Source organism: Psychrobacter sp. P2G3 (assembly GCF_001593285.1).
Lineage (GTDB): Bacteria > Pseudomonadota > Gammaproteobacteria > Pseudomonadales > Moraxellaceae > Psychrobacter.
Genome location: NZ_CP012529.1, coordinates 3,145,790 through 3,169,190, shown reverse-complemented (window position 1 = coordinate 3,169,190; position 23,401 = coordinate 3,145,790). Strand labels below are relative to the sequence as shown.

Annotated in this window: 20 protein-coding genes; 14 read left to right on the top strand and 6 right to left on the bottom strand. The window is 41.3% G+C overall.

Translation table 11 applies throughout. The annotated features are described in order from the left end of the window. The first annotated feature begins 106 nt into the window (after positions 1-106). From AK823_RS12990 to AK823_RS12975, 4 genes are all read left to right on the top strand, one after another. A complete protein-coding gene (locus AK823_RS12990) occupies positions 107-1,726 on the top strand; it encodes a UDP-N-acetylmuramoyl-L-alanyl-D-glutamate--2,6-diaminopimelate ligase (RefSeq protein WP_149031864.1) in 1,620 nt (539 codons plus the stop codon). Between the two features lie 98 nt (positions 1,727-1,824). Beyond that, the gene (murF, locus tag AK823_RS12985) at positions 1,825-3,273 is read left to right on the top strand and encodes a UDP-N-acetylmuramoyl-tripeptide--D-alanyl-D-alanine ligase (protein ID WP_068329745.1); all 1,449 of its coding nucleotides are present in this window, start codon (positions 1,825-1,827) and stop codon (positions 3,271-3,273) included. A gap of 3 nt (positions 3,274-3,276) precedes the next feature. Next, the gene (gene mraY / locus AK823_RS12980; protein ID WP_068038464.1) at positions 3,277-4,395 is read left to right on the top strand and encodes a phospho-N-acetylmuramoyl-pentapeptide-transferase; all 1,119 of its coding nucleotides are present in this window, start codon (positions 3,277-3,279) and stop codon (positions 4,393-4,395) included. A gap of 136 nt (positions 4,396-4,531) precedes the next feature. Next, positions 4,532-5,494 (top strand): putative RNA methyltransferase, encoded by a 963-nt coding sequence (locus AK823_RS12975; RefSeq protein ID WP_068329742.1) that lies wholly within the window; start codon positions 4,532-4,534, stop codon positions 5,492-5,494. 160 nt (positions 5,495-5,654) lie between these two features. On the opposite strand, the gene cls is transcribed toward AK823_RS12975, so the two are convergent. Next, positions 5,655-7,130, bottom strand: coding sequence for a cardiolipin synthase (gene cls / locus AK823_RS12970; RefSeq protein ID WP_068329739.1), 1,476 nt, complete (start codon positions 7,128-7,130; stop codon positions 5,655-5,657). A gap of 162 nt (positions 7,131-7,292) precedes the next feature. On the opposite strand from cls, the gene AK823_RS12965 reads away from it, so the two are divergent. Then, on the top strand, positions 7,293-7,943 hold the full coding sequence (locus AK823_RS12965) for an IS1595 family transposase (RefSeq protein ID WP_068325289.1): 651 nt from the start codon (positions 7,293-7,295) through the stop codon (positions 7,941-7,943). Positions 7,944-8,048: 105 nt separating this feature from the next. On the opposite strand, the gene AK823_RS12960 is transcribed toward AK823_RS12965, so the two are convergent. Further along, a complete protein-coding gene (locus tag AK823_RS12960) occupies positions 8,049-8,447 on the bottom strand; it encodes a hypothetical protein (protein ID WP_068329737.1) in 399 nt (132 codons plus the stop codon). Between the two features lie 785 nt (positions 8,448-9,232). Between AK823_RS12960 and AK823_RS12955 the strand changes: the two genes are divergently transcribed. Next, positions 9,233-10,780 carry an alanine/glycine:cation symporter family protein gene (locus AK823_RS12955; protein ID WP_068329735.1) on the top strand — a complete coding sequence of 516 codons (1,548 nt, stop codon included), beginning with the start codon at positions 9,233-9,235 and terminating at the stop codon, positions 10,778-10,780. 159 nt (positions 10,781-10,939) lie between these two features. Here AK823_RS12955 and AK823_RS12950 read toward each other — a convergent pair whose 3' ends face one another. Then, on the bottom strand, positions 10,940-11,239 hold the full coding sequence (locus tag AK823_RS12950; RefSeq protein ID WP_068329733.1) for a hypothetical protein: 300 nt from the start codon (positions 11,237-11,239) through the stop codon (positions 10,940-10,942). Between the two features lie 277 nt (positions 11,240-11,516). On the opposite strand from AK823_RS12950, the gene AK823_RS12945 reads away from it, so the two are divergent. The 5 genes from AK823_RS12945 (at position 11,517) to AK823_RS12920 (ending at position 15,178) form a co-directional block, all read left to right on the top strand. Beyond that, on the top strand, positions 11,517-11,768 hold the full coding sequence (locus tag AK823_RS12945; RefSeq protein ID WP_068329730.1) for a hypothetical protein: 252 nt from the start codon (positions 11,517-11,519) through the stop codon (positions 11,766-11,768). Between the two features lie 261 nt (positions 11,769-12,029). Then, positions 12,030-12,275: a hypothetical protein gene (locus AK823_RS12940; protein ID WP_068329727.1), complete on the top strand. Its 246-nt coding sequence runs from the start codon at positions 12,030-12,032 to the stop codon at positions 12,273-12,275. An 814-nt stretch (positions 12,276-13,089) separates the two neighbouring features. Continuing rightward, positions 13,090-14,034, top strand: a complete 945-nt coding sequence (locus AK823_RS12930) for a DMT family transporter (protein ID WP_068329724.1) — start codon at positions 13,090-13,092, stop codon at positions 14,032-14,034. Between the two features lie 197 nt (positions 14,035-14,231). Continuing rightward, positions 14,232-14,645: a PaaI family thioesterase gene (locus tag AK823_RS12925; RefSeq protein WP_068329721.1), complete on the top strand. Its 414-nt coding sequence runs from the start codon at positions 14,232-14,234 to the stop codon at positions 14,643-14,645. A gap of 275 nt (positions 14,646-14,920) precedes the next feature. Next, the gene (locus AK823_RS12920; RefSeq protein ID WP_068329718.1) at positions 14,921-15,178 is read left to right on the top strand and encodes a hypothetical protein; all 258 of its coding nucleotides are present in this window, start codon (positions 14,921-14,923) and stop codon (positions 15,176-15,178) included. 94 nt (positions 15,179-15,272) lie between these two features. Here the strand turns inward: AK823_RS12920 and AK823_RS12915 are convergent, their stop codons facing one another. After that, positions 15,273-15,998: a hypothetical protein gene (locus tag AK823_RS12915; protein ID WP_068329716.1), complete on the bottom strand. Its 726-nt coding sequence runs from the start codon at positions 15,996-15,998 to the stop codon at positions 15,273-15,275. Positions 15,999-16,199: 201 nt separating this feature from the next. Here AK823_RS12915 and AK823_RS14300 point away from each other — a divergent pair, with 201 nt between their 5' ends. Continuing rightward, the gene (locus AK823_RS14300) at positions 16,200-16,340 is read left to right on the top strand and encodes a YgjP-like metallopeptidase domain-containing protein (protein WP_228138871.1); all 141 of its coding nucleotides are present in this window, start codon (positions 16,200-16,202) and stop codon (positions 16,338-16,340) included. 622 nt (positions 16,341-16,962) lie between these two features. Here AK823_RS14300 and AK823_RS12905 read toward each other — a convergent pair. Further along, a complete protein-coding gene (locus tag AK823_RS12905) occupies positions 16,963-18,999 on the bottom strand; it encodes an alkyl sulfatase dimerization domain-containing protein (RefSeq protein WP_068329711.1) in 2,037 nt (678 codons plus the stop codon). A 106-nt stretch (positions 19,000-19,105) separates the two neighbouring features. Continuing rightward, positions 19,106-20,800, bottom strand: coding sequence for a GMC family oxidoreductase N-terminal domain-containing protein (locus AK823_RS12900; protein ID WP_082785733.1), 1,695 nt, complete (start codon positions 20,798-20,800; stop codon positions 19,106-19,108). 239 nt (positions 20,801-21,039) lie between these two features. On the opposite strand from AK823_RS12900, the gene AK823_RS12895 reads away from it, so the two are divergent. After that, entirely contained in the window at positions 21,040-22,104 is a 1,065-nt protein-coding gene (locus AK823_RS12895) for a helix-turn-helix transcriptional regulator (RefSeq protein WP_158510477.1), read from the top strand. Positions 22,105-22,672: 568 nt separating this feature from the next. Further along, positions 22,673-23,344 (top strand): type I restriction-modification system subunit M N-terminal domain-containing protein, encoded by a 672-nt coding sequence (locus AK823_RS12890; RefSeq protein ID WP_203226564.1) that lies wholly within the window; start codon positions 22,673-22,675, stop codon positions 23,342-23,344. Positions 23,345-23,401: the final 57 nt, after the last annotated feature.

Here is a 23,401-nt window from a genome sequence, read left to right as displayed (position 1 = left end):
TTAGGTATTGTTTTTATAAATTATCAACAATACCTGCAGTTTTGAAATCGCTATTTGTCACTGTTCAACACGCCTTAATCTTTCAATTTTCTTAATCGTCTAGGATTTGCCCATGACCACATCATCACACGACGCTGTTACGTTGCAACAACTTATAGATAGCAGTAGTAGTGACGAGTTAGGGCGACAATTATCAAAGATGGTGCAAAATGCAGATAATCCAGACGCGATTGCCAATACAGTTTTTCAAGATTTACGTCTAGATAGTCGACATGTCGCTGGTGATGACGTATTTATCTTGTTAAAGAGTCAGACGCAACAAGGTCAAGACGATCAAAAAATCCGCAACTATCTGTCGCAAGCTGCCCAGTGCGCTGCTTTTATCTTATCGGAAATTGACCCACTAGCTGTATTCGATAATGCCGATGTACTGCCATGCCCTATGCTGTACGTACCAAATATCCGTGATTTTTTAGGTGGCTTAGTGCACGCACGCCTGCAATATCAGCAGCCAAAAGCATTGCCAACCGTCGTCGCAGTGACAGGTACTAATGGTAAGACGACTATTAGTCAATTGGTAGCGCAATTAGCACAACTGGCTGGTATGAATAGCGCAGTCATGGGAACGGCAGGTAATGGTAAGCTTGGCGCACTGACACAAGCCAGCCATACCACTGGTGATGCCTTAGTGGTTCAGCAGTTTTTATATCAAATGGGTGAGCAAAACGCTGATCTACTGGTGCTTGAGGCTAGCTCGCATGGACTTGACCAGCAGCGCTTGCAAGGCGTACCAGTAAAAGTCGCCATTTATACTAATTTGAGTCGCGATCATTTAGATTATCATGCAGATATGGCAGAGTATGTCGCTGCCAAAGCTAAGCTATTTGATAAAACTCACTTCCCAACCTTGACGCACGCTATCATTAATATCGATGATGAGTATGCGAAGGTAATGATCGACACCGCACAAGCTAGTGGTCTGATCGTATGGACATATAGCTTGCGAGCTGATGGCAGTGCTAATGAAGCTAATTTTATCGCCACTGACATTGAGCCGAGCCTACAAGGCGTGAAAATCGCTCTACGCAGTGCGCTGGATGATAGTCAATTTACTGATATCAACATTATTAGCCCTTTATTAGGGCGTTTTAATGTTGCCAATTTACTAGCGGCGATTGCAGCAGCGGTCGCATTAGGTATCAGTCTTGAGCGTGTTGCCAGCTTAGTGCCACAGCTACAAGGCGCAATCGGACGTATGCAGCGAGTACCGTCAAATGATGGCTGCTTTATTGTGGATTATGCGCATACGCCTGATGCTTTGACACAAGTGTTAGATAGCCTAAGAACGCATTGCCGTGGACAGCTATGGGCGGTGTTTGGCTGCGGCGGTGACCGCGATGCTGGCAAGCGCCCACTGATGGCACAGGCAGGATTGTCTGGTGCTGATCAGGTGATATTGACTGCAGATAACCCGCGCACTGAAAGTCCTAATATAATTTTGCAAGATATGCAGGTCGGCATGAGTCCAGAACAATATCAGCGTACTCATATCGAACCTGCCCGCCAACAAGCAATTGAGTATGCCGTGCATCATGCCAATGACGATGATATTGTCGTTATCGCTGGGAAAGGCCATGAGACTTATCAGGAGATTAACGGTGTCCGTCATGATTTTGATGACAGTGTTATCTTGCAGCAGGCATTACAGCAAGCCGGACGCATCTAGATAATTAATTCCTCATACGGCTAAATATAGCCACATGAAAAAACAACAGATAGATAAAAAATAACGAAATAAAGTCGTCACCATACAAGGCAATCACTATGACAGCTGGCAACAATAACACCATTCAGTCGCAAGGACTTTATGTCTGGCAAGCAGATAACTTGCTGGCAGCTACCGCGGCACTTGGCAGTCACTGGCAGGTAGCACAGATAGAGCAGGCAGGGCAATCAGGCACAGAGATTGGAGTCACCAGCAATCGCATTACCACTGATACACGTACCATCAAAACAGGTGATATATTTTTAGCATTAAGTGGCGACAACTTTGACGGGCACGATTATATCAATGTCGCTGCCGCTCAAGGTGCTGTCGCAGCAATTGTATCGCGCCCGATTTCTACTAGTATTCCGCAGTTAGTGGTTAGTGATGCGCGCTTGGCATTGGGGCAGCTTGCCGCATATAGACGCAATCAGCATCAAAACCTTACGGTTATTGCTATCACTGGCTCTAGTGGTAAGACTACTTGTAAAGAGATGCTAGGTAGTATCTTTGGCCGTTTGGCACCGACACTCATTACTCGTGGCAACTTAAATAATGATTTGGGTGTGCCGATGATGCTTCTTGAGCTATCTGATCATCATCGTTACGCAATCCTAGAGCTGGGCGCCAACCATATTGGCGAGATTGCTTATACGACTGAGATTGTCCGTCCTGATGTGGCGTGTATCTTAAATATTGGTACGGCACATTTAGGTGAATTTGGCAGCCGTGAAGGTATATGTCAGACCAAAGCTGAAATTTATCATACTTTAAGTGATGCACAATTTGCTATTGTCCCTGATAAAGATGACTTTACCAACCAACTGCGCCGTATTGCTGAAAAGCATACCTCACATGTGATTGGTTTTGGCAATACTGACGTGAGCGCCAGCCATTTAGACGTAGAGCCTGAACGCAGTGAATTTAAGCTGCATATTGGCAATAGTGTTCATGATATTAAGTTGCCACTGGCAGGCGAGCATAATGTTAATAATGCCTTAGCTGCCGCTGCTTGCGCTTATGCATTAAATATCGACATCAGTGATATTGTGGTCGGACTAGAGAATGCTCGCCCAGCAAAGGGTCGTTTAAATAGTCAGCTGCTCGGTATGCACAGGCTTATCGATGATACTTATAATGCCAATCCACACTCCGTACGTGCCGCAGCAAAAGTATTGGCGGCGCAAACTGGTACGCAAGTTATGGTATTGGGTGATATTGCTGAGCTAGGCGATGCTGCTGTCAGTGAACATCAAAGCCTTGGCCGTACTATCGGTGCGACAGGTATCGATGTGCTGCTCTGCGTAGGCGAATATGCTGCGTATAGTGTTGCTGGTGCAGAAGAAGTTAGTGCGATTAATGCGCATGCTTTTGATGATAAAGAAAGTCTACTGCAGTACTTGCAGCAGTTTTTGCAAGCGCAGCAAGCGCAACCTTGTACTGTATTGTTCAAGGGTTCTCGTTCCATGGAAATGGAAACACTTATTGATGCGCTAGTCGAGGAGTAGGCGGTGTTAGTTTGGTTGTTTGAATGGCTTGGTCAGTTTTATACACCGTTTTTTGCGGTTTCTTCGTTGACGCTGCGGGCGCTACTTGCGGTCATTACCGCACTTAGTTTTAGCTTGTTTTTTGGTGGACGGGTCATCCGTCACCTGCGCTCACTCAAGTATGGTCAAGCGGTCCGTGACGATGGGCCGCAGTCACATTTGATTAAGACGGGTACGCCAACGATGGGCGGGGTATTAATTCTGACCTCTATCGGGGTAGCGACATTACTGTGGGCGCGACTGAGTAATCCTTATATTTGGATTCTGCTCATTGTGATGATTATCTTTGGTGCTGTCGGTTGGGCAGATGATTGGCTAAAAATTAAATATAAAAACCCTCAAGGCCTTATTGCCCGCAAAAAGTATTTTTGGTTGTCGATTGGTGCGTTGTTCGTAGGGGCTTCACTCTATTATATTGCCACGCTACAGCCTGATATGGCAACGACGCGCGAGATGCAGGATTTATTGATTCCGATCTTCAAAAACTTAACGATTCCGTTCTCTGCGATTCCATTTGGCATCGGTTTTATTATCTTTACCTATTTTGTCATTAATGGTGCTTCTAATGCGGTCAATTTAACTGACGGCTTGGACGGCTTGGCTATCTTACCGATAGTGCTAGTGGCAGCAGGTTTGGGTGCGATGGCATACGTATCAGGTGACGTTAGATTTTCGGCATACTTGCACGTTCCTTATATCGCCTATAACTCTGAAGTTATTATCGTCTGCGGCGCAATGATTGGTGCTGGTCTTGGATTTTTATGGTTTAACGCTCATCCAGCACAAGTTTTTATGGGTGACGTAGGCGCACTGGCACTTGGCGCGATGCTAGGTACGATTGCAGTAATGACGCGACAAGAGATTGCTTTTGCCATTATGGGTGGTCTATTCGTTGCCGAAGCACTGTCAGTTATGATTCAAGTGGGTTCATATAAACTACGTAAGAAACGGGTGTTTCGTATGGCACCGCTGCATCATCACTTTGAAGAAATCGGTTGGAAAGAGACCCAAGTGGTCGTCCGTTTTTGGATTATTGCTATCGTCTTAGTGGTATTAGGTTTGATGACCCTAAAGTTACGCTAGTTGAAAATCTTAATTAGCTCAATAAAAAGCCATCTCCGATATATCGAGATGGCTTTTTTATCATTTAATAATAGTTAATGTCGTCCGTTGTAGCTGAATTTTGCTAATATGCTCATCAAATATATCTGAACTTGAGATGCCTGTGTCCTTATTTACTTGTCCTATTTGTCATTCGCCATTACAGCCTGCTAGAGATACGTGGCGCTGTGACGGCAGCCTGCACCCCAAGCAAACCTCGCATCCATTTGATGTAGCAAGGCAAGGCTATGTCAATCTGCTACCTGTCCAACAAAAAAAATCCAAAGCACCTGGTGACAGTCAGCAATCTATTGATGCTCGTCAGCGATTTTTGGACGCAGGATACTATGAGCCTCTGCAAGCATTAATCTGTCAGCAAATGACGCAGTTGTTGGGGCAAGGCAAAACAGCAGCTGAGCCTAGTAAAAAACTAGTACGCTGGCTAGATATCGGTTGCGGAGAAGGCTATTACACGCAGGCAATGGCGCAAACTGGTATGGATACTTTAATTGCTGCTGATATTAGTAAGCCTGCGCTCGCCAGCCTTGCTAAAGTCAGTAAGGCGGCAAAATATCTTTGGTATCAACAAGATAAGGAAGTCGAAAAGACAGGAATTGAAAAAACAGAAACTAAAACGGCTGCCATTTATCCGCTAGTGACTAGTGCCGCACACTTGCCATTACGCGCTCATAGTATGACGGGTATCAGCAGTATATTTAGCCCCATATTGCCAGAAGCATTTGCAACAGTCTTAAAAGATGATGGTTATTTGTTGATTGCCAAGCCTGATATAGGGCATTTGGCTAGTATACGTGAGGCATTATTTGACAGCGTCCGTGAGCATGATTCTGATAAATTCTTACCTACTTTAGCGCCTTATTTTGAGCTTGTAGACACGCATAATATTAGTACATCACTAAGCCTATCGGCAGGTGCATTAGCAGACCTTTTGACTATGACGCCTTATGCTTATCGCGCTCGTGCTGAGAATCGTCAAGCTTTGCTAGCCAGTGCTGAGACCGCACCATTTATGACTGAAGCAAAATTTGTAGTATATGTTTTAAAAAAACTCACCACTTAAAAATAAAGTTAATAACTTTATATCGTCAGTCCTAAATAAAAGAAGTACAAATATTATAACCTGCGACTGGTATAAATTTTTCTTGCTTGCTGTGCCTACGTAGACAAAGGCTGCGCAAAATCTCTCCCAGTCGCACTGTATTTATTTTATAGTGGATTGACTATAGTATAGGTCCCATTGTGGCAACGACATTATTCCAAATCCGATAAGGTAGCGGCCAGTCCTTTACTTGTTCGAGCTTTACCTCATCGGAGTCTGCGATATACTGATATTGGCGTTCGATAATGTCAGCAGTCAAAGCCTTATCGCTAAACACAATATTGTTTTCATAGTTCAAATCAAAGCTACGCAAATCTAAGTTGGTCGAGCCAATCAAACTGATTTCCCCATCAATGGTCAAAGTCTTGGCATGCAACAAACCTGGACTATATTCATAGATTTTTACCCCTGCTTGCAGCAATTGCCAATAGTAGCTGCGACTGGTCGCTGCTACTACCAACGAATCATTATTCTTTGGGAAAATCATCGTGACTTCTACGCCGCGATAAGCAGTGGCACATAAGATACTGACCAGCGAATAATCTGGTACAAAGTAAGGGGTTGAGATAGTTAAAGTGTTCTGGGCTTGGCTGATAAGAGCACCCAAAAACTGCGGGCTCGATCCATGCCGTTGGGTCGGGCCATCCGCGAAAACTTGGGCAGCAAAGCCTTGGTGTTTTGAATTTTTCTGACATTGCGTATTAGATTCAGTATGAGACTCGGTATAATAAGGAAAGCTATCAAGCGGTGTATCTGGATTTTCAGTCAGCCAATCGCTAGCAAAGAGCATTTGATTTTGTGCGACTACTGGCCCCTCAACCCGCAGCATAATGTCCACCCATGGCGCAAATTTTGGTTTTACTCGAAACTCAGGGTCTGCGCAGTTGCGACTACCAGAGTAGCCAATTTTACCGTCAATAACAGTGATTTTGCGGTGATTACGCAGATCAATACGGCTCAGTAAGAGTACTCTTATTATATTGTTAATCGGTAGCGCAACACTAAGCTGTACGCCTGCGTCTTTCATCTCTTGCCATACCTTCGAGCCAACCATCTTGCGTGAGCCCATTCCATCGACCATCGCGCGGCAAGTGACACCGCGCTTAGCTGCACGTATCAATGCTTGTGCAGTATCAATACCCATGCCATCAATTAGCCAAATATAGTACAGCACATGAATATGATCAGTTGCCGCCTCAAAATCTGCAATCATACGCTTACGTGTAGCCGCTGCATCTGCCATCAGCTCAGCACGATTACCCAATGTAGTATGAAAACCAGTCACGTTAGCTGAGTAAGCGAAAGCAGCGCGATACTCTGGTTTGACAGCCTCTATTAACGAGGCGTCATTGCCGAGCACTTCAGGGTTGCTACTGTGTAGCTGGTCGATAATTTGCTCATATTTACGTGTAAATTCGCGTCCCAAATGAATTTCGCCAAACATCCAATAGACGACCACGCCAATATACGGCAGCACAAACAACACGACTAACCAAGCGAGCCGTGCCGATGAAGTTAATTCATGACGCGCCAGCACTCGTAAGGATATAAGCAGCAATAATATAAAGTGAATGGTGAGCAAGATATCCAATACCATAGCGCGGTCCGTTATTTTTTATTGTTATTCATATTGATTGGTTTTTATTACTATTGATTAATAGTGCTCATGGATTATAACGTACTCTGTATCGAAATGCTTTTTACCCAATATTAATCTATGGGGCTGTCCTAGATAAGTAAAATAATCTAGGATAGTCATATGAGAAAGAGTAGATTAAGTTGGTACAAACAAACTAAGCTTATCGAACTATTTGTTGCCGGTTCTACCGCAAGAACAGCAGCAAGCTTAGTGGGTGTTAATAAAACAACAGCCAGCTATTACTTTCACAGGCTAAGACTACTGATTTATGAAAATAGTCAGGAACCTGGCCTTCTAGAAGGCGAAATAGAAGTTGATGAGAGCTACTTTGGCGGCAGACGCAAAGGCAAACGTGGTCGCGGTGCTGGTAACAAAGTTCCTGTTTTTGGACTGCTTAAGCGCAATGGTAGCGTCTATGCTTGTATCATCCCTAATGCCAGAGCTGATACCTTAATCCCTATTATAAGAGAGAAAGTAAAGCCTGATAGTATCGTTTACACAGACTCCTTTAGAAGTTACAACGCACTTGATGTCAGTGAGTTTACCCATTACCGCATTAACCATTCAAAAGAGTTTGTACAAGACAGTAATCATATTAACGGAATAGAGAACTTTTGGAGTCAAGCAAAGCGTCATATGCGTAAATATAATGGCATCCCAAAAGAGCATTTCCATCTGTTTTTAAAGGAATGTGAGTGGCGTTTTAACTACAGTGATCCGAAACGTCAATTACGTCAGCTAAAACAATGGGTTAAAAAGGAACTGAACTAGTTATCTAGGACAGCCCCTAATCTATTTAATAGACAAAAAGCGCACCAGAGTTAATGGGTACGCTTTTTATTAGGCTTATATAGGTCATGTAAAAAGGCGCTAACCTTACTGATTCATATGTCCGCCTTGATTCATCATATGTCCATCTTTGTTCATCATATGACTGTCTTGATTCATCATTTGCCCGTCCTTCTGCATATGTTGAGAGCGCATTTGTGTGAGTTTTTGACGCTGCTCTGGGGTCAGTATTTGCATCATAGCATTGTGGTTCTGCATATGATTACCACTGTTATTCTGTCTCATAGCTTGCATTTGAGCTCGTTGATCAGCAGTCAAATTGAGCTCTGACATCATATTTTGCATCTGGGCCTGCATTTGTCCTTGGTTATGATGCTGCATAGCAGGTGCTGACGTAGCATCTTTAGCTTCTCCAATGTTGGCGCAGGCAGTGATTGCAAATAGGCTAGAGACAGCTACTACTGAACTTAGTAATAATTTTTTCATAATGTTATCCTTTTTTCGTTTATCAATTTTATTTCGAAAATGTTTTAGATATAAAAGATTATTATTCCGACATCTTAATGTTGTATTGGGCTTTGGTTACTAGAGTAGAGTGTCCAATATCTACATACCCATCATAAACGTTAGATAAGTGGTAAGTGTTTTTGAGGTATTAAGAAAGGTAACGATTGCCACTTAATTGTATATTATTAAGCATTCTAGGGCATGTCCTCAATCTGAACGAGTAAACCTCTAATGGGCTAAAAATGGCTATATTTCCGTCAATCTTTGAAATTTCTAGAAAATATGTTCATATTCTCTAGAATTTCCTTTGATTGACAAAAATCTATCTCATTTTGATCACCATTATCAAAATGAGGACACGCCCCAGTAAATCCATGTCAATAGAGTGGATTTTTTAATTCTATCATATTAGGCAATAGAGCTGGGAAAGGCGTTCATTAAAGTTAACCATTATTAAATCTGCCATCTTCAAAACAAATTAAATATCATTTAATTCAAACAAAACCGATTAGAAAACTGTCTAGCAATTATCCCTAAATTATGCCAAATTGCAGCTTCTTAATTGTCCGCTGCTATCTTCATATGATTCTTATGGATAGATATCAATAGTATTCGCAATAAGCCGAGTGGCTGAATAAAGAAAAATCATCGTTCATTTGCAGTGATAGAGAGGTTGTTACTCTTTATTTTAATGACATTGACAATATTAAAACTAACGCTAACGCTACAAACCAACACTATTAGACAGTATTAGGAATCGACACATGGAAGGTTTAGTCAATACAATAAACGGAGTCATTTGGAGCTCTGCGCTAATCTACTTGTGCTTGGGAGCAGGTCTGTTTTTTTCCATAGTGACACGCTTTGCACAAGTGCGTCTTTTTGGCGAAATGATACGTCTCATATTCAAGGGCAAGGCCAGCCGCGATGGCATCTCCTCCTTTCAGGCATTGACTCTATCTTTAGCTGGACGCGTAGGGATGGGCAACATAGCTGGAGTAGCTGCTGCTATTGGTTTTGGCGGACCGGGAGCGGTGTTCTGGATGTGGGTGGTCGGATTCTTAGGTGCTACCACTGCCTATATCGAAGCGACTCTAGCGCAGATATATAAAGAAAAAGACGCGACCACTGGTGAGTATCGCGGGGGGCCAGCCTACTATTTTGAAAAAGCGCTCGGTCAGCGTTGGTACGGTATCGTTTTTGCGATTACAGCTATTATTGCTTTAAGTATATTTTTACCCGGTATTCAAACCAATGGTGTGGTTAATGCAGTTACACAAGTAATGGGAGAGGGCACCAATCTAAACATTCTAGGCGCAAATGTGAGTGGCATGCGTCTAGGTGCGATAGCTCTTATCTTAATCGTTTTCGGTATTATCATCTTTGGTGGTATCAAGCGTATCGCGACCTTTACTGAAGTTGTAGTGCCCTTTATGGCAATCGGCTATATTGTTTTAGCTTTGATAATTATGTTTATCAATTTTGAGCTGGTTCCACAAGTATTTGGATTAATCGTTAGTGACGCTTTTACTGCCCAAGCGGGGTTAGGAGCAGCGATCGGTTGGGGTGTCAAACGTGGGGTTTATTCTAGTGAAGCAGGTCAGGGTACAGCGCCTCATGCTGCCGCTGCCGCTGAAGTGGATCATCCCGCTCAGCAAGGATTGGTACAGTCATTTTCTGTCTATATCGATACGCTATTGGTTTGTTCTGCAACGGCCTTTATGATTTTGACGATGGGGACCTACAATATACAAGGAACGTTGCCAGAAGGGCAGTACTTGATACAGAACGTAATAGCAGGTACCGAAATCAACTCTCCCGCTTTTACACAGATGGCGATGGAGTCAGTCTACGGTGCTTTTGGTAATACATTTATCGCGGTTGCCGTATTCTTTTTTGCCTTTACCACTATCTTAGCCAATTACTACATTGCCGAAGTCAACGTGGCCTATCTGACACGCTCTATTAGTCCTAGAGCCAATAGAATAGGATTGTTCCTCGTTAAAGTATTGACGATGGCGATGATTGCCTATGGTGGCCTCAATTCAGCAGGTTATATTTGGGCAATCGGTGATATCGGGGTTGGTTTAATCGCATGGTTAAACATCGTTGGAATTTTACTTATCTTCTTTATGGCACGTCCAGCGTTGAAGGCTCTCAAAGACTATGAGACCCAGCGCAAAGCAGGAGTTACGCGCTATACTTTTGATCCTACCAAATTAGGTATCAAAAATGCCCTATATTGGGAAGAGCGCCGCCTAAAAGAGCAGCAAACTCCAGAGCAAGGACTAGGACATAAAGAGTCTAGATAATACGATTTATAATCTATGTTATCAGGGATTTCTTTTGAAAACCTCTGCATGAAAATAAGATTAAAATAAGACAAGAGGCGGTCGTAATTTTCGCTTGCCTCTTTATCTTATTGCACTTAACTAAGGCTTTTAACTAAGCATTTATTACTAACTTAACTTCTACTGCAATCCATCTGCGGCTGTTTTATCAGCGTTTGTGTTTTCGGCAGAGTCGGTTGCTGCTTTATCAATACCTGCATCATTTGAAGACTCTGGCATGTCTTGTGTTACGGCTGTCCCCTCAGCATTATTGTCTTCAGCAACGCTTTCGACTTGATCTACGGCGACGACTTCACCTGAATCTACGTCAGCTTCTTCTATTTCATTACTACAAGCACTAACACCTATAAGAGCAACGATAAGTGCTGTCCATAGTGCAGTTCGAGGTGAGCTATTCGATTTTAATAGTATTTTTTTCATCTTATTATCCTTAACAAGATTGCCATAAAGATGTGGTAAGGTTTTTTATTAATCTGAAAATAAAATGGCACAGAGTTAATTTATAAATATAGTATTGACCAAGTTATTATTTCTCAGAGCTTATTTTATGCTCCTTCTCAATAATATTTTATACAGTGATTACGAGCAAGTTTAAAAATAAGAAAGTCACAAAATCTAACATTCTGTAGACATGAATCGAGATTTCAAAGTGTATGCTTATAATAAACAATGATTGTTCATTAATAAGGGTATAACTATGAGTAATAATTTAGTAGGTAGTGATTTGACTCGTGCAATGTTGAGTCGCGGTGACAAGCAAGTCTGGTGCGCTGTAAGTAATGATAGCGATGAGCAAGCTAATATCACTATTAATAGTGAGGACTATAGTTGTATACATCGTATTACTTCTTTCGATGATGGCTGCTTCTTTTGTAATAGGGGTATTTCATGGGTTTGTGCTGTCCCTGTCAAAAGGGTTGAGATTAGCCAAAACGAAGTAGAAATATAAGTAAGGGATGTTTTTTCGTCTTACACATATTTTTTGAGCAACCGTTCAACATGAAAAAAGCGCCATCTATATAATAAGTAATAGCTAAAAAAAACAATAACTTATAGAATTCTGATTCATTAAATCTGGTTTATTATCACGATTAGATAGTGACAGTATAGAAACATTTCAGATGGACTCAAAGAATTGAGTTTATCGAGATATCAAACTATGAGACGTTTTTCGCATTCTAACAGTAGGCCATGAACAGGAGGGATCAGGATGTATCAAGAATTAACTGGTAGTGAGTTAACGCGTGCGATGTTAAATCGTGGTGATAAGCAAATATGGTGTGCTGTAGGCGATGATAGCGATGAGGAAGCTATGTCTGATCAAGTGAATAACGATTTTACGGCTCGCATCGTATCTTTTGATAATGGCAATTTCTTATGTACAGCAGGTATGGCATGGTCGTTTGCTGTACCTATCAAAATAGTTCCGTTGACGCGAGATGAGGTAGGACTCTAAATTTCTCTCATGGCTTTATTAACCAGTCAGAGATTGACGGTTAATAAGTTTACACAAAATAGCAGGGCCAATAACAGAAATTAAGTGGTTGCACAGCGACGTATGACTCTGGCCTAAAATTGTGATAGTTTTTTCTGTATTGAATCGATGACATCCAGTTGAATTCTATCATAATCACCAATCCAAACCTCCTCTCCCTCTTCAGTCACTTCTTTTAAAGACCTAAAACGATTAATTAGATCTCGTTGAAAATTACTCAATGAAGTGTGTATCAGTGATACCTCATGATCAGTGAGTGATATACCATGCACTCTTTTTTGCATTTCCATATATCCCTTTTTTTATCGTTAATATCCATATAAAAGAATATACACGATAAGAACATATCTATGCAAACTATAGTTCGTGAATAATCTTATTTTTGATAAAATTTATGACTGCTGTTGTGGGTATTCTATTACATAAACACTATACTTGATACCTTTAAGTAAAGGATAGATGTTACTTCTATAAAAAATTTTTACTAAAGATTTACTCAAATATTGATTGGATAATAGTCAGGTAATAATAGCTACCAATATGGTTGAATTTGATCGTATAGAGCTTACCTAGTGAGACATTTTTTGACAAAAATATCAATAAATCAATATGATGTAAAGAAGAAAGAAGCTCTTAAAAATAGCGAAAATAATAAATGACAATGGATTTTTGAGGATAATTTCTAGACAAGTTATTTTCTAAATAATAAATAAGTTAGCCTCTAAATAACTCGCTTTCAAAATAGTAAAAAAAGTGAGCAAAGCTAGGATAAACGATGAGTGAGTTCAGAGAGCAAGGAATGTCTTACGACAAGACCAGATGGTTTATTCCTTTTGTTTGCCTGTTAGCTGGAGGTGCGCTAATAGGAGTGTCTACTAATCTGGCAAAATATGCAGACGAAATAGACTTAACCCCGCTGGCTTTTCTTTTTTGGTCGATTACAGGGGCGTCTATTATCCTGTTAGTTATCGCGCTCTTACGAAATGAGCTGCCACCTCTAAATAAACGCAGCTTTGAATACTATTTAGTAGCGGCACTGGTAAGCGTTGCAGGCTCCAATTTAATATTCTTCTCAGCTATTCCTCAAGTCGGTGCAGGATTCGTTGCACTGATTATCGCTTTGCCACCGCTTCTCACTTATCTTGGCGCCCTAGCACTACGAATGGAGCGCTTCAATGCACTTCGCGCCTTTGGTGTAGCAGCCGCACTGGCAGGTGCGGGAGTATTAGCGGCGCGCAAGTTCTCTGCACCAGATGCCAGCGTATTTTGGGTGTTACTGGCGCTGTGCGGGCCTGTTTTACTAGCGATTGGCAATCTATACCGTACCTTACGTTGGCCGGATAATGCCTCTCCCAGTGCGCTGGCGCCAGGGATGTTGATCGCAGCTGCAGTGTTACTTGGTATCGTTAGCATATTACCAAACTTCTCACTCGCTATTCCGCCAAAAGCATTTGGGCCGCTTGCGTTGATCGCTGTACAAGCATTCATTTTCGCAGGCCAATTCTTATTGCTTTTCTTGCTACAGAAAACTGGCGGTCCAGTCTTACTAAGTTTGTTGGGAGCAGTAGGAGCAGTCGTTGGAGTTCCTGTCGCTATTTTTTTGCAGGGTGAGACTCCTCCAGAGGGACTGTTTTTGGGTGCATCGCTGATTGCGCTCGGGGTCGTACTTGTTACATGGGGCGGGGTGAAAATGGCGACGCTATCGACAGAAGATATTTAAATATGGTTATGGTCAAATTCTATGATAATTTCAATTAAACATTCAAAATCATGGACTGATATCATTTAGGAAGCTATCATTCAAAAAGGTATTGTTTAGAAAGGCGTTATTCGAAGAAGCATCAACGACTTGACGATACTAAATTAGAAGAACAGCAGGAAGTACACAACAAGGATAATTAGACTTAAGGGATATATATGTCTGCAACCAAAGAAAAAATTGTCGCCTTTATGGCGTTAGAGTTTCCACAAACCAAGTGCGTTGTCGAAGCAGTAGATGAGAATGGTGCGACCTTAGCACACGATATTGGTGTAAACGAGCTGCGTCCTGGTGGCACAGTCTCTGGCCCTGTATTAATGAGCATCGCTGATGTAGCTATCTACGTGGCGATACTGGGTAAAATAGGCATTGTCCCATTAACAGTGACCACGAGCCTGACCATTAACTTCTTACGTAAACCATCAGCACAAGCACGTATTATTGCTGATTGTACCTTGATGAAAGTAGGGCGCACCCTGATAGTAGGCGAAGTCTCCCTTTACTCAGAAGGCTCTAGCGATATGGTGGCTCATGTAGTTGGCACGTATTCCGTACCGCCTAAACTTGTTTAAAGTTTACTCTGTTCGAGTTCGAGAAAGTACTGACTACTGAAACCGAATTTTTTATTATGTGGTTGGCTTTAGATAAGGTCAGAGTGCTAGCAACAATTGCAACCTTTCTTGAGCTTTCATAAATCTACTTAACATTGAAATCGTTTATCATTTTCGTTGTCGATAAAGCAATCCTTTATCATGATGCTCTTTTCATGATAGCTATTTAGCTTGATATTAGATAAAGCATCTTTAATCACAATTCATAGTTGATATGAATTCAGACGGAAATAATAATGAAAAATATAATGATAAATTCAATTCTAGCGGCTTCTGCTTGCTTGGCGATGGTTAACCAAGCAAATGCGGCACCCAATTTTAATAAACATCATACCGCTCAAGTACAGCACCAAAAAGTTATCGTAAAAAAGGTAGACGCTAAACATAAACACGTAAAAAACAAGGCGACAGTCTCACGCCATAAGTCTAATAGGATAGCGGCTGCACAGAGCGCGAAAAGTAAACATAAAGATATTCATGAACACCGTTCTTGATAGTCATGTTTAATCGTATAAAAATAGCGCCCATATTAGGCGCTATTTTTTTGTTCATTGCTATGTAATAAAGGTCATGTGATAAACATAATAACTACTGACTGATAAAGGTTACGGTCTTAGTACTGCCATTAATACTCGGCTGACTTAGTGTCACCTTGCTCGCTAAGAGATCGCCTTTGGCATTGATTTTATAACATTCTGATGAAGTTCCTGAAGTTCCTGAAGTTCTTGAAGGATCAGAGCTGAGTAGTAGATTGCCTGATGTTTCTATACAGAACCATGCTGTGTTATTAGTATCTCGTGCAAGAGACCAGTCTTGGTTATACGTCCCTATCTTGTTACGCATGCTGCTATCAGCATAGACATTTTCAGTAATCAGCTTACTAGAATCACCCACCATAGCCATTTTAGGGATGGTGGTCGTTTGGTTCGATAGTGAGTATTTACCCGTGCTACCCGTGAAGCCATAGAAAACCAATGGGTTCAGGGTAAAGTAATTAATAGCGACCGATTGCTCAGTGATTTGATTATTCACCTTATTGATCGTATTTATTTCTGTACCTTGTACGGATTTATTATTGAATCGCATGCTGCCTTTGGGCGTGACCTGAATGTCTGCTGATAGGCTTTGATTACCGACAACGGCAACTAATTTATCACTGCGTTGTTTGGTATAGATGTTAAGCATGGCAGCCTCAACAGGGTATTGAGTCACTATATTGTTTTGGTTAGTAGTACCTGTCGTTCCACCATTCATACCACCAGCACAAGCGCTTAACCCCAGCCCTGCTGCAATACACAATCCTAGTGTTTTCATTATTTAATCCCTCAGCTGATTTAGATGGTTTATATAATGTTTACTATAATCGAATTTTTAAGCAATGACATCTCTGACAACGAATAGTTCTATATTTAAATCAATGGCAATGAAAAAATAATGGGGCAGTTGCTCAATTAAAAGTAATTTGATACTCAATCCACATTTAGTGAAGGCACCTAATAGCAATGCATCGACTATGTGATACTGCATGAGCTCTGCCATATTGCCGAGCATAATGACAGTGAGCGCTTTTGGTGCTTATTAACGCAAGTGATGCCGAATTTGGGAGAAGTAAAAGCTAGACTTGATAGTATGGCGGAGCTGTATTTGAATGAGTGAGCGTATAAAAACTATAAGCATAGATAAAGTAAGCATGGCATAGTTGTTTTTTTTGCAGGAAGTTTTTTTAAAAGATGTGACACAATGAGGCTGTAAGCCTTATGCATAAGAACTTTGAAAGTATCTAGGATAGAGTAGGACAACTGGGAATATGTAAGATTGGCGGTGAAGGAGGGATTCGAACTTCTATTGTAAGTAATTGATGTTAAATGTATTTTATTTATATTTTAACGATATAGACCAACTATTAGACCAACACCTTTCAAGTATTAGATGCAAGGCAGATAATGGAATTTATGTGAAAATAAGTTGTAACTAAATATTTCTAAGTGTTTAGGTAATTTCAAACATATACTATCACTAAAAAACTATTTGCTTCTTATTTTATTCTAATCCTAATGTTAAAGTTATCAAGCGATAATTTTACAAGAGAGTTCTGCAAAAACTATAAAGAAATTGAGTACAGAAAGCTAATAAAATCCTTTTATGGGTAATCTGCTCATCGAAGAACTGGCTTCAATCTGATTGCTATTCATTTCTTCGTCTTTAAAATATTTTTACGAAACAAGCCTAAGGATATGACATACAGCCATATCCAACAGGCTTTTATATAATTGAAATGTTACTCTGGTAGTACTATCGCAAAAGATGGGTCTGGTGCTTCGAACAAACTGAAGAAAGTAATCAGATTGGCTTGATTACCCTCTATTTTTGAGTCAGCCGATGACAACATCTCTTTAAACCCTACTTCCCCAATTAACAAATCAACAAATAAAGGCTGCGTTAGGTTTAAGGTAGCTTTCACCTCTTCTTGTGGAGGGTTTGAGCCATCAAGGAGCTGGTAATGTAAAACCGAGTTTTCAATCCACAGCAGATAGTTTTCGTTTATATCAGTGAAGTTGATCTGCAGGTTGGTGTTGAGGCCGTTCGCCTCTTCAGACTTTAAGCGAACAGATAGCGCATCAAAGAAGTTCGATACTGGCGTTTGTAAGAAGACATCTCGCATCACAGACATATCAACGCCTACGTCAGGTGTCCCATTGCGCAGCTCTTGTGCGCCAGTTAAGTAGTTGTCACGCCATGGACCAGATTCAGCTTGATAGCCTAGCTGTTCATACGTTTTGGCTAATAGCTCTCTGGCAGACATATTGGCGGAATCATCAAACACTAAATGGTTAAGAATTTCTGCCGCCCATCTATAATTGCCAGCATCAAATGCAGACTGAGCTTGCGTCATAACATTTTGACTTCCTCCAGCGAGTTTTACGTAGGCAGAGGCACGTTGTGGGTCTGGCAATGGATCTAGATGAGCAGGGTTAGAGTCATACCAACCGATATAGTTTTGGTAGACCGCACGTGCATTGTGTTTGACCGTGCCGTAATACTCGCGGTTGGAAAACTCATATGCTAAGCTTGGCGGTAGTTTAAGGTCTTCAGCGATCTCACCGGGTGTCATACCTTTATTGATGCGACGTAAGCTTTGATCATGAATGAACTTATACATATCCCGTTGCTGCTTTAGGAAGGTTTGAATTTTTTCTTTGCCCCACATCGGCCAATGATGGCTAGCAAAATAGTACTCTGCATCACCAAACTTATTGCGAGCTTCTTCGATATAATTACTCCATTGCAGAGCGTCCCTTACCTTTGCGCCTCGCAACGTATAGAGGTTATGCATATTACGAGAGACCAACTCCGCCCCACCTAAGGCTTTGTATTTGGGGAGATAAAAGGTGAACTCGGCAGGGGCTTCTGATTCAGGCGTATATTGAAACTGAAAGTCCACACCATCAACATCTAGGTTAGTAGGGGTTTTTCTAATCAAAATATTTGGCTCGACGATACTGAACTGACCAAAGGCTGGGCCCTTACCTAAGCCACTACCGACATGTCCGTATTGGTTACGGGGCAAATCTTTTCCATACATATATGAAGAGCGGCGCAGCATGGCTGTACCAGCCAAGATGTTTTCGCTAGTGGCTTCTTCCATAAACCCAAGTGGCGCAATTACGGGGATGTTGTTTTTTTCTATCTCTTCTTTAGAGATAACACCTAAAGTACCGCCAAAATGATCAACATGGCTATGAGTAAGGATGACCGCACTGATATTTGTAGACATATCAGGATAGCGATCTGCGAGGTGCTGCATCGCAAAGTCATAAGCATATTTTGCCGTCTCTTTGGAGGTTAAAGGATCGACGACAATCCAGCCTGTATCGCCTTTGATCAATGTCATGTTTGATAAGTCAAAACCACGCAGTTGATAGATGCCGGGTCTAAATTCAAACAGTCCTTTGATATTATTAAGCTTAGCTTGTCTCCAAAGACTGGGGTTCACTGAGTCGGGTGCTTCGCCTTTAATAAAATTGTATGCTTTGGTGTCCCATACGTATTTTGTAGGATCTGCTAGTGATGGTATCTGCAAGTCTTCAGGGCTTGCGATGAGACCACGGGTTGCCTCTTCAAAGTCTCGTGGGTCGTCTAAATCTAGCTGACTGACTGAGGCTGCATTCGCGGCAATCGTCGTCGCAGTAGCTGCCTTGTTGTGACTGACTTGAGCGGTCGAAGTCGTGCAAGCAGCAAGCAGCATACTACTTACTAGCAATAGCAGACGGCCAGGATTGGTTGATATGAATTTGACTGTAGTTGAGTTTTGCATAGAGGTATTCCTTACCATGAAAAGTTCCATTATTATCGTTGACGAGCTTGTTGTCAGTCTAAGAGGTCCTGCACCTTATCGTTTAGATAAGTCCTTACACATTTCGCTAAACCTTCGCCATTTCCGATGTTTGGTCGTTTAGCTTATGAAGACAAGCCGTCCCAGTATTGTTTACAGCCTGATTGAGATTGAAGCGCTCAGCTTTTATTTCATGAGCGATTTTTTCTGCAATAGCGATAGTTGGAGCATTAGTGTTCGCACTATTAAGAGTGGGCATAACAGACGCATCTACTACACGAAGTCCGATAACACCTCTAACCTTGAGGTCCAAGTCTACTACTGATTGAGCGTCCGAGCCCATTCTACAGGTACCTATTGGATGGTAAATCGTATCTGACTTATTACGGATATAACCTAACAAGCCATCCTTCTTTAAGAAGGGCGCCGCATAATCTTTAGTAATATATTTCGCCATAGGTTGCTCTTGCATAATGTCGCGTGTACGCTGCGCACCAGCCATCATCATCTCAACATCTTTTGAATGATCTAAATAGTTAGGATCGATTAGCGGAGCTGCACTAGGGTCAGCAGAGGTTAGCTTTACTGTCCCACGGCTTTCAGGCCTTAGATAACAGCTATGAACAGATATCGCATAACCCCACTTAACTTGGCGACCATGATCTATCACTCTAGATATCACAAAATGAAGCTGGGTATCCGGCCAATCTTTGGGTGTGGCATTTGTGGCACTAAAAAAAGCAGCCCCTTCAGCGAAATTGGTTGATAGTAGTCCAGTACCATCTCTTCTCCAGTCATTAGCGCCCTTTATGAGGTTCAGGCCAGCGGTAAAGCCTACGCCAAATACGTCTTTTGTGTTCACTTCATAGTCAAACACAACATCAAGATGATCTTGTAGGTTCTCACCAACATTAGGAGAGTCGTAGACAACATCAATGCCGTGCTTTTCTAGCTCTTTTTTAGGACCAATACCTGATAGCATCAAAATTTTCGGAGAGCCAAAAGCACCAGCACACAAGATGACTTCTGCGTTGGCTTTAATGGTGTTTTCTTGGCTGTCTTTGACATAGACCATGCCAGATGCGACACCGTCTTCAATAAGAACATGAGAGGCGAGCGCACCTGTAATAATCGTTAGGTTCGGTCTGTCCTCTACAGGATGTAGATAGGCGGCGGCGGCTGAGCAGCGCTGTCCTTGTTTTTCACCGTGAAAGTGAGTCAGTTGGTACAGGCCGGCTCCGTCTTGTTTGTTGCCATTGAAATCGTCATTTCTATCTAAGCCGTTGGCTACACAAGCATCTATAAATGCAGAGGTGATAGGTCGAGGACTTAGAGGGTCTGCGACATGTAAGGGACCCCTATCTCCGTGAAACTGATCTCCACCGCGAACATTATTTTCTGCTTTTTTAAAGAAGGGTAGTAGCGCTTCGAAATCCCAATCTTTACACCCTTCATCGGCCCAACGATCATAATCTTTGGCGCTGCCACGAGTATAAACCATAGCATTAATAGCTGATGAGCCACCTAAGCATTTGCCACGAGGTTGATACCCAATACGATTATTTAGGTTTTTTTGAGGAACAGTACTTAGGCACCAGTTGTTTATCTTAATTGGCTTATCTCTCATCTGGGCAATAACTGCCGCAGGTAAACGTACTACTAGGTCTTTACCATCACCTCCTGACTCTAAAAGGCAGACTGTAATTTGAGGATCTTCACTTAATCGACTTGCCAATACGGATCCTGCAGACCCACCACCAACTATAATATAATCAAATTCCATGATTAGTTAACTCCTTCCTTGGATTATCCTAGCTAATACTAGGCTTTTTTTGCTAAAGTTAGATATCTAATCTAACGGGTCGAACAGTTAAAGCGCTGATAAAAATCATTAATATTTTTTATTGATATACTTTTTTATGAACTATTACCACTTAGATGTGTCTTAATTGCGATGCTAAAGACACTCTAAAAGGTGAACGGCAGTTTCAAACTAAGTCAAACTCAACACAGAGTAAATCTATGGAACTCAATGAATATACGGTTCATAAAATGACCGCGCTTTGTTATAGAAAAGCGGTAGCAACGTATCTGATACAGTTAAATCGCTCGTCTGATATACCCAAAATCATGTCACAATTTAGTGATCTTGATGATTTTGAAGGCGATAGAATGCCACTGGCTGTCGTTACAAACGAGTTCAATTTGGCTACCTACTTCTTCCAAGATGATTATATAGGGCTAAAAGTTTTCAACTATATTGAGATCGAGTCTCTTCCTTTTTATAAAGGAATAAGCCAATGTATCAGTCCTCTAATAAATGCCAATATTGATATTCCTCTTATTGTTCTCTGCCGTTTGATTTCGCGTTACTTCAAAGTGATGACTGAATCAATCGAGGTTCAGCTATTTGAGAGAAAAGACTTAATCCGTCTTGAGTTCAATCCAAGCGTGCCCGAGCATGTAAACAAACATCAGATTGATGGTGTTATTTTTGCCGTTTATAAAATTATATCGACATTTAACGCATTAAAACCTGTAGAGCTCACTTTGGCACATCGGCAGTCTTCCCAAGGGTTTGAGCTATATAAACAGTTTCTAGGTGTTTCAGCAGAGATGTCTAAAAAAGCTAATAGCCTGACTTATCGAATAGGTAGGACTGATCACACTTATTACTCATCAGAACATATGAAAAACTCTTCAGGAAGTGCGTTTTTTATTAACCCTTTGCACAACATGCTTGATAAGAACTTCTCTCACACCAGTTATACGCAACGTTGCCAACATATACTTATAACAATCATGGGCCTAAATGAGCCGACTCGTGAGCAAGTTGCTCAGGTGCTCAATATGAGTGTTAGTAGCTTGCAAAGACGTCTAAGAGAAGAAGATACCTCTTTCAAAGAATTGCTATTAGATGTTCGAAAAAATTTAGCGCATAAGTACTTAATAGAGCAGAGGTTGTCAGCCACTGATACAGCATTCTTACTTGGTTATCATTCTAATAGTCAGTTTTTTGGTGCCTTTAAGAGCTGGTTTGAGATGACCCCAAGAGCGTATACAAAGCTTCATCTAGGTGACTCATAGTTCGTTATAAATATACTTGAGCTATAGCAGTGTAGACATGATCATTAGTAACGTATTAACTTTACCGTATAGTGTCTTTTGAGGGTAGGTATATTCAGGTCAAGGAAAATAAATACTGTCTTAATTCGGGTCAAGGTTTTTATAGTCTATAAAATTATGTATTATCAAACTATACAATTAACCATATATACTGAATGGCAATAAGCGATTGAGCACTTTTCTTATAAAGAAGCAATATGTCATTAAGGGGTATATTCTCACTTGCTTGAGCTTAATATCAGTGATTAGACATACAAAAATAGCGCCTAATATAGGCGCTGTTTTTTATTTCGTTGTTATGTGTCAAGGTTGTTATGTGTCAAGGTTGTTATGTGTCAAGATTACGATTACTTATTGGCAAAGCTATCAATTTTCGCATTATTTAAAACCCTATAACCCGAAAATTGCAATGTCTTGAACCTTATCCGAGACAGTAATGTGCGCTATACTTCCAAGCAAAACGAGTCAATCGAACTATAATTGTTTACTATAACAAACAGCAGTTTTTCAAAGTATCTAGGAATCATAAATGTCCACCAGCACTATTAATAAAGACACTACCAATAAAACCATTAACAAGATCAATCAAGACGATATCAACAAAGCCGTCTGGAATGCCTGCGATACTTTTCACGGTGTAATCAGTCCAGATACCTATAAAGACTTTATTTTAACCATGCTTTTCCTCAAGTATCTGTCTGACGTTTATCGAGATGAATATGTCAAGCTGGTCGAGCAATTTGGCGACAACCCTGAGCTGATCCATGCCATGATGTCCAAGCAGCGCTTTGTCTTGCCTGAGGGCGCAAGCTTTTGGGATTTATACGAGCAGCGCCATCAGCCAGGCAACGGTCAGCGAATCGATGAGGCGCTACATGCGATTGAAGAAGCTAACGGCACTAAGCTACAAAACGTCTTCCAAGATATAAGCTATAACACTGATAGATTAGGTCCAGAAAAGCACAAGAACGAGCTACTACGTCACCTATTAGAAGACTTTGGTAAAGACATCCTGAATCTAAGTGCCGAGCGTGTCGGTAGCCTCGATGTAATTGGTAATGCTTACGAGTATTTGATTAAACATTTTGCTGCCAATGCTGGGGCAAAAGCGGGCGAGTTCTATACACCACCTGAAGTGTCGAATTTACTGGCAACTATCCTTGAGCCTGTCGAAGGCGATGAGATATGTGATCCGGCCTGAAATACTTATTACGTTTAACTGTTGGTGACATTATATTGCTTATGTCACCATTAATAA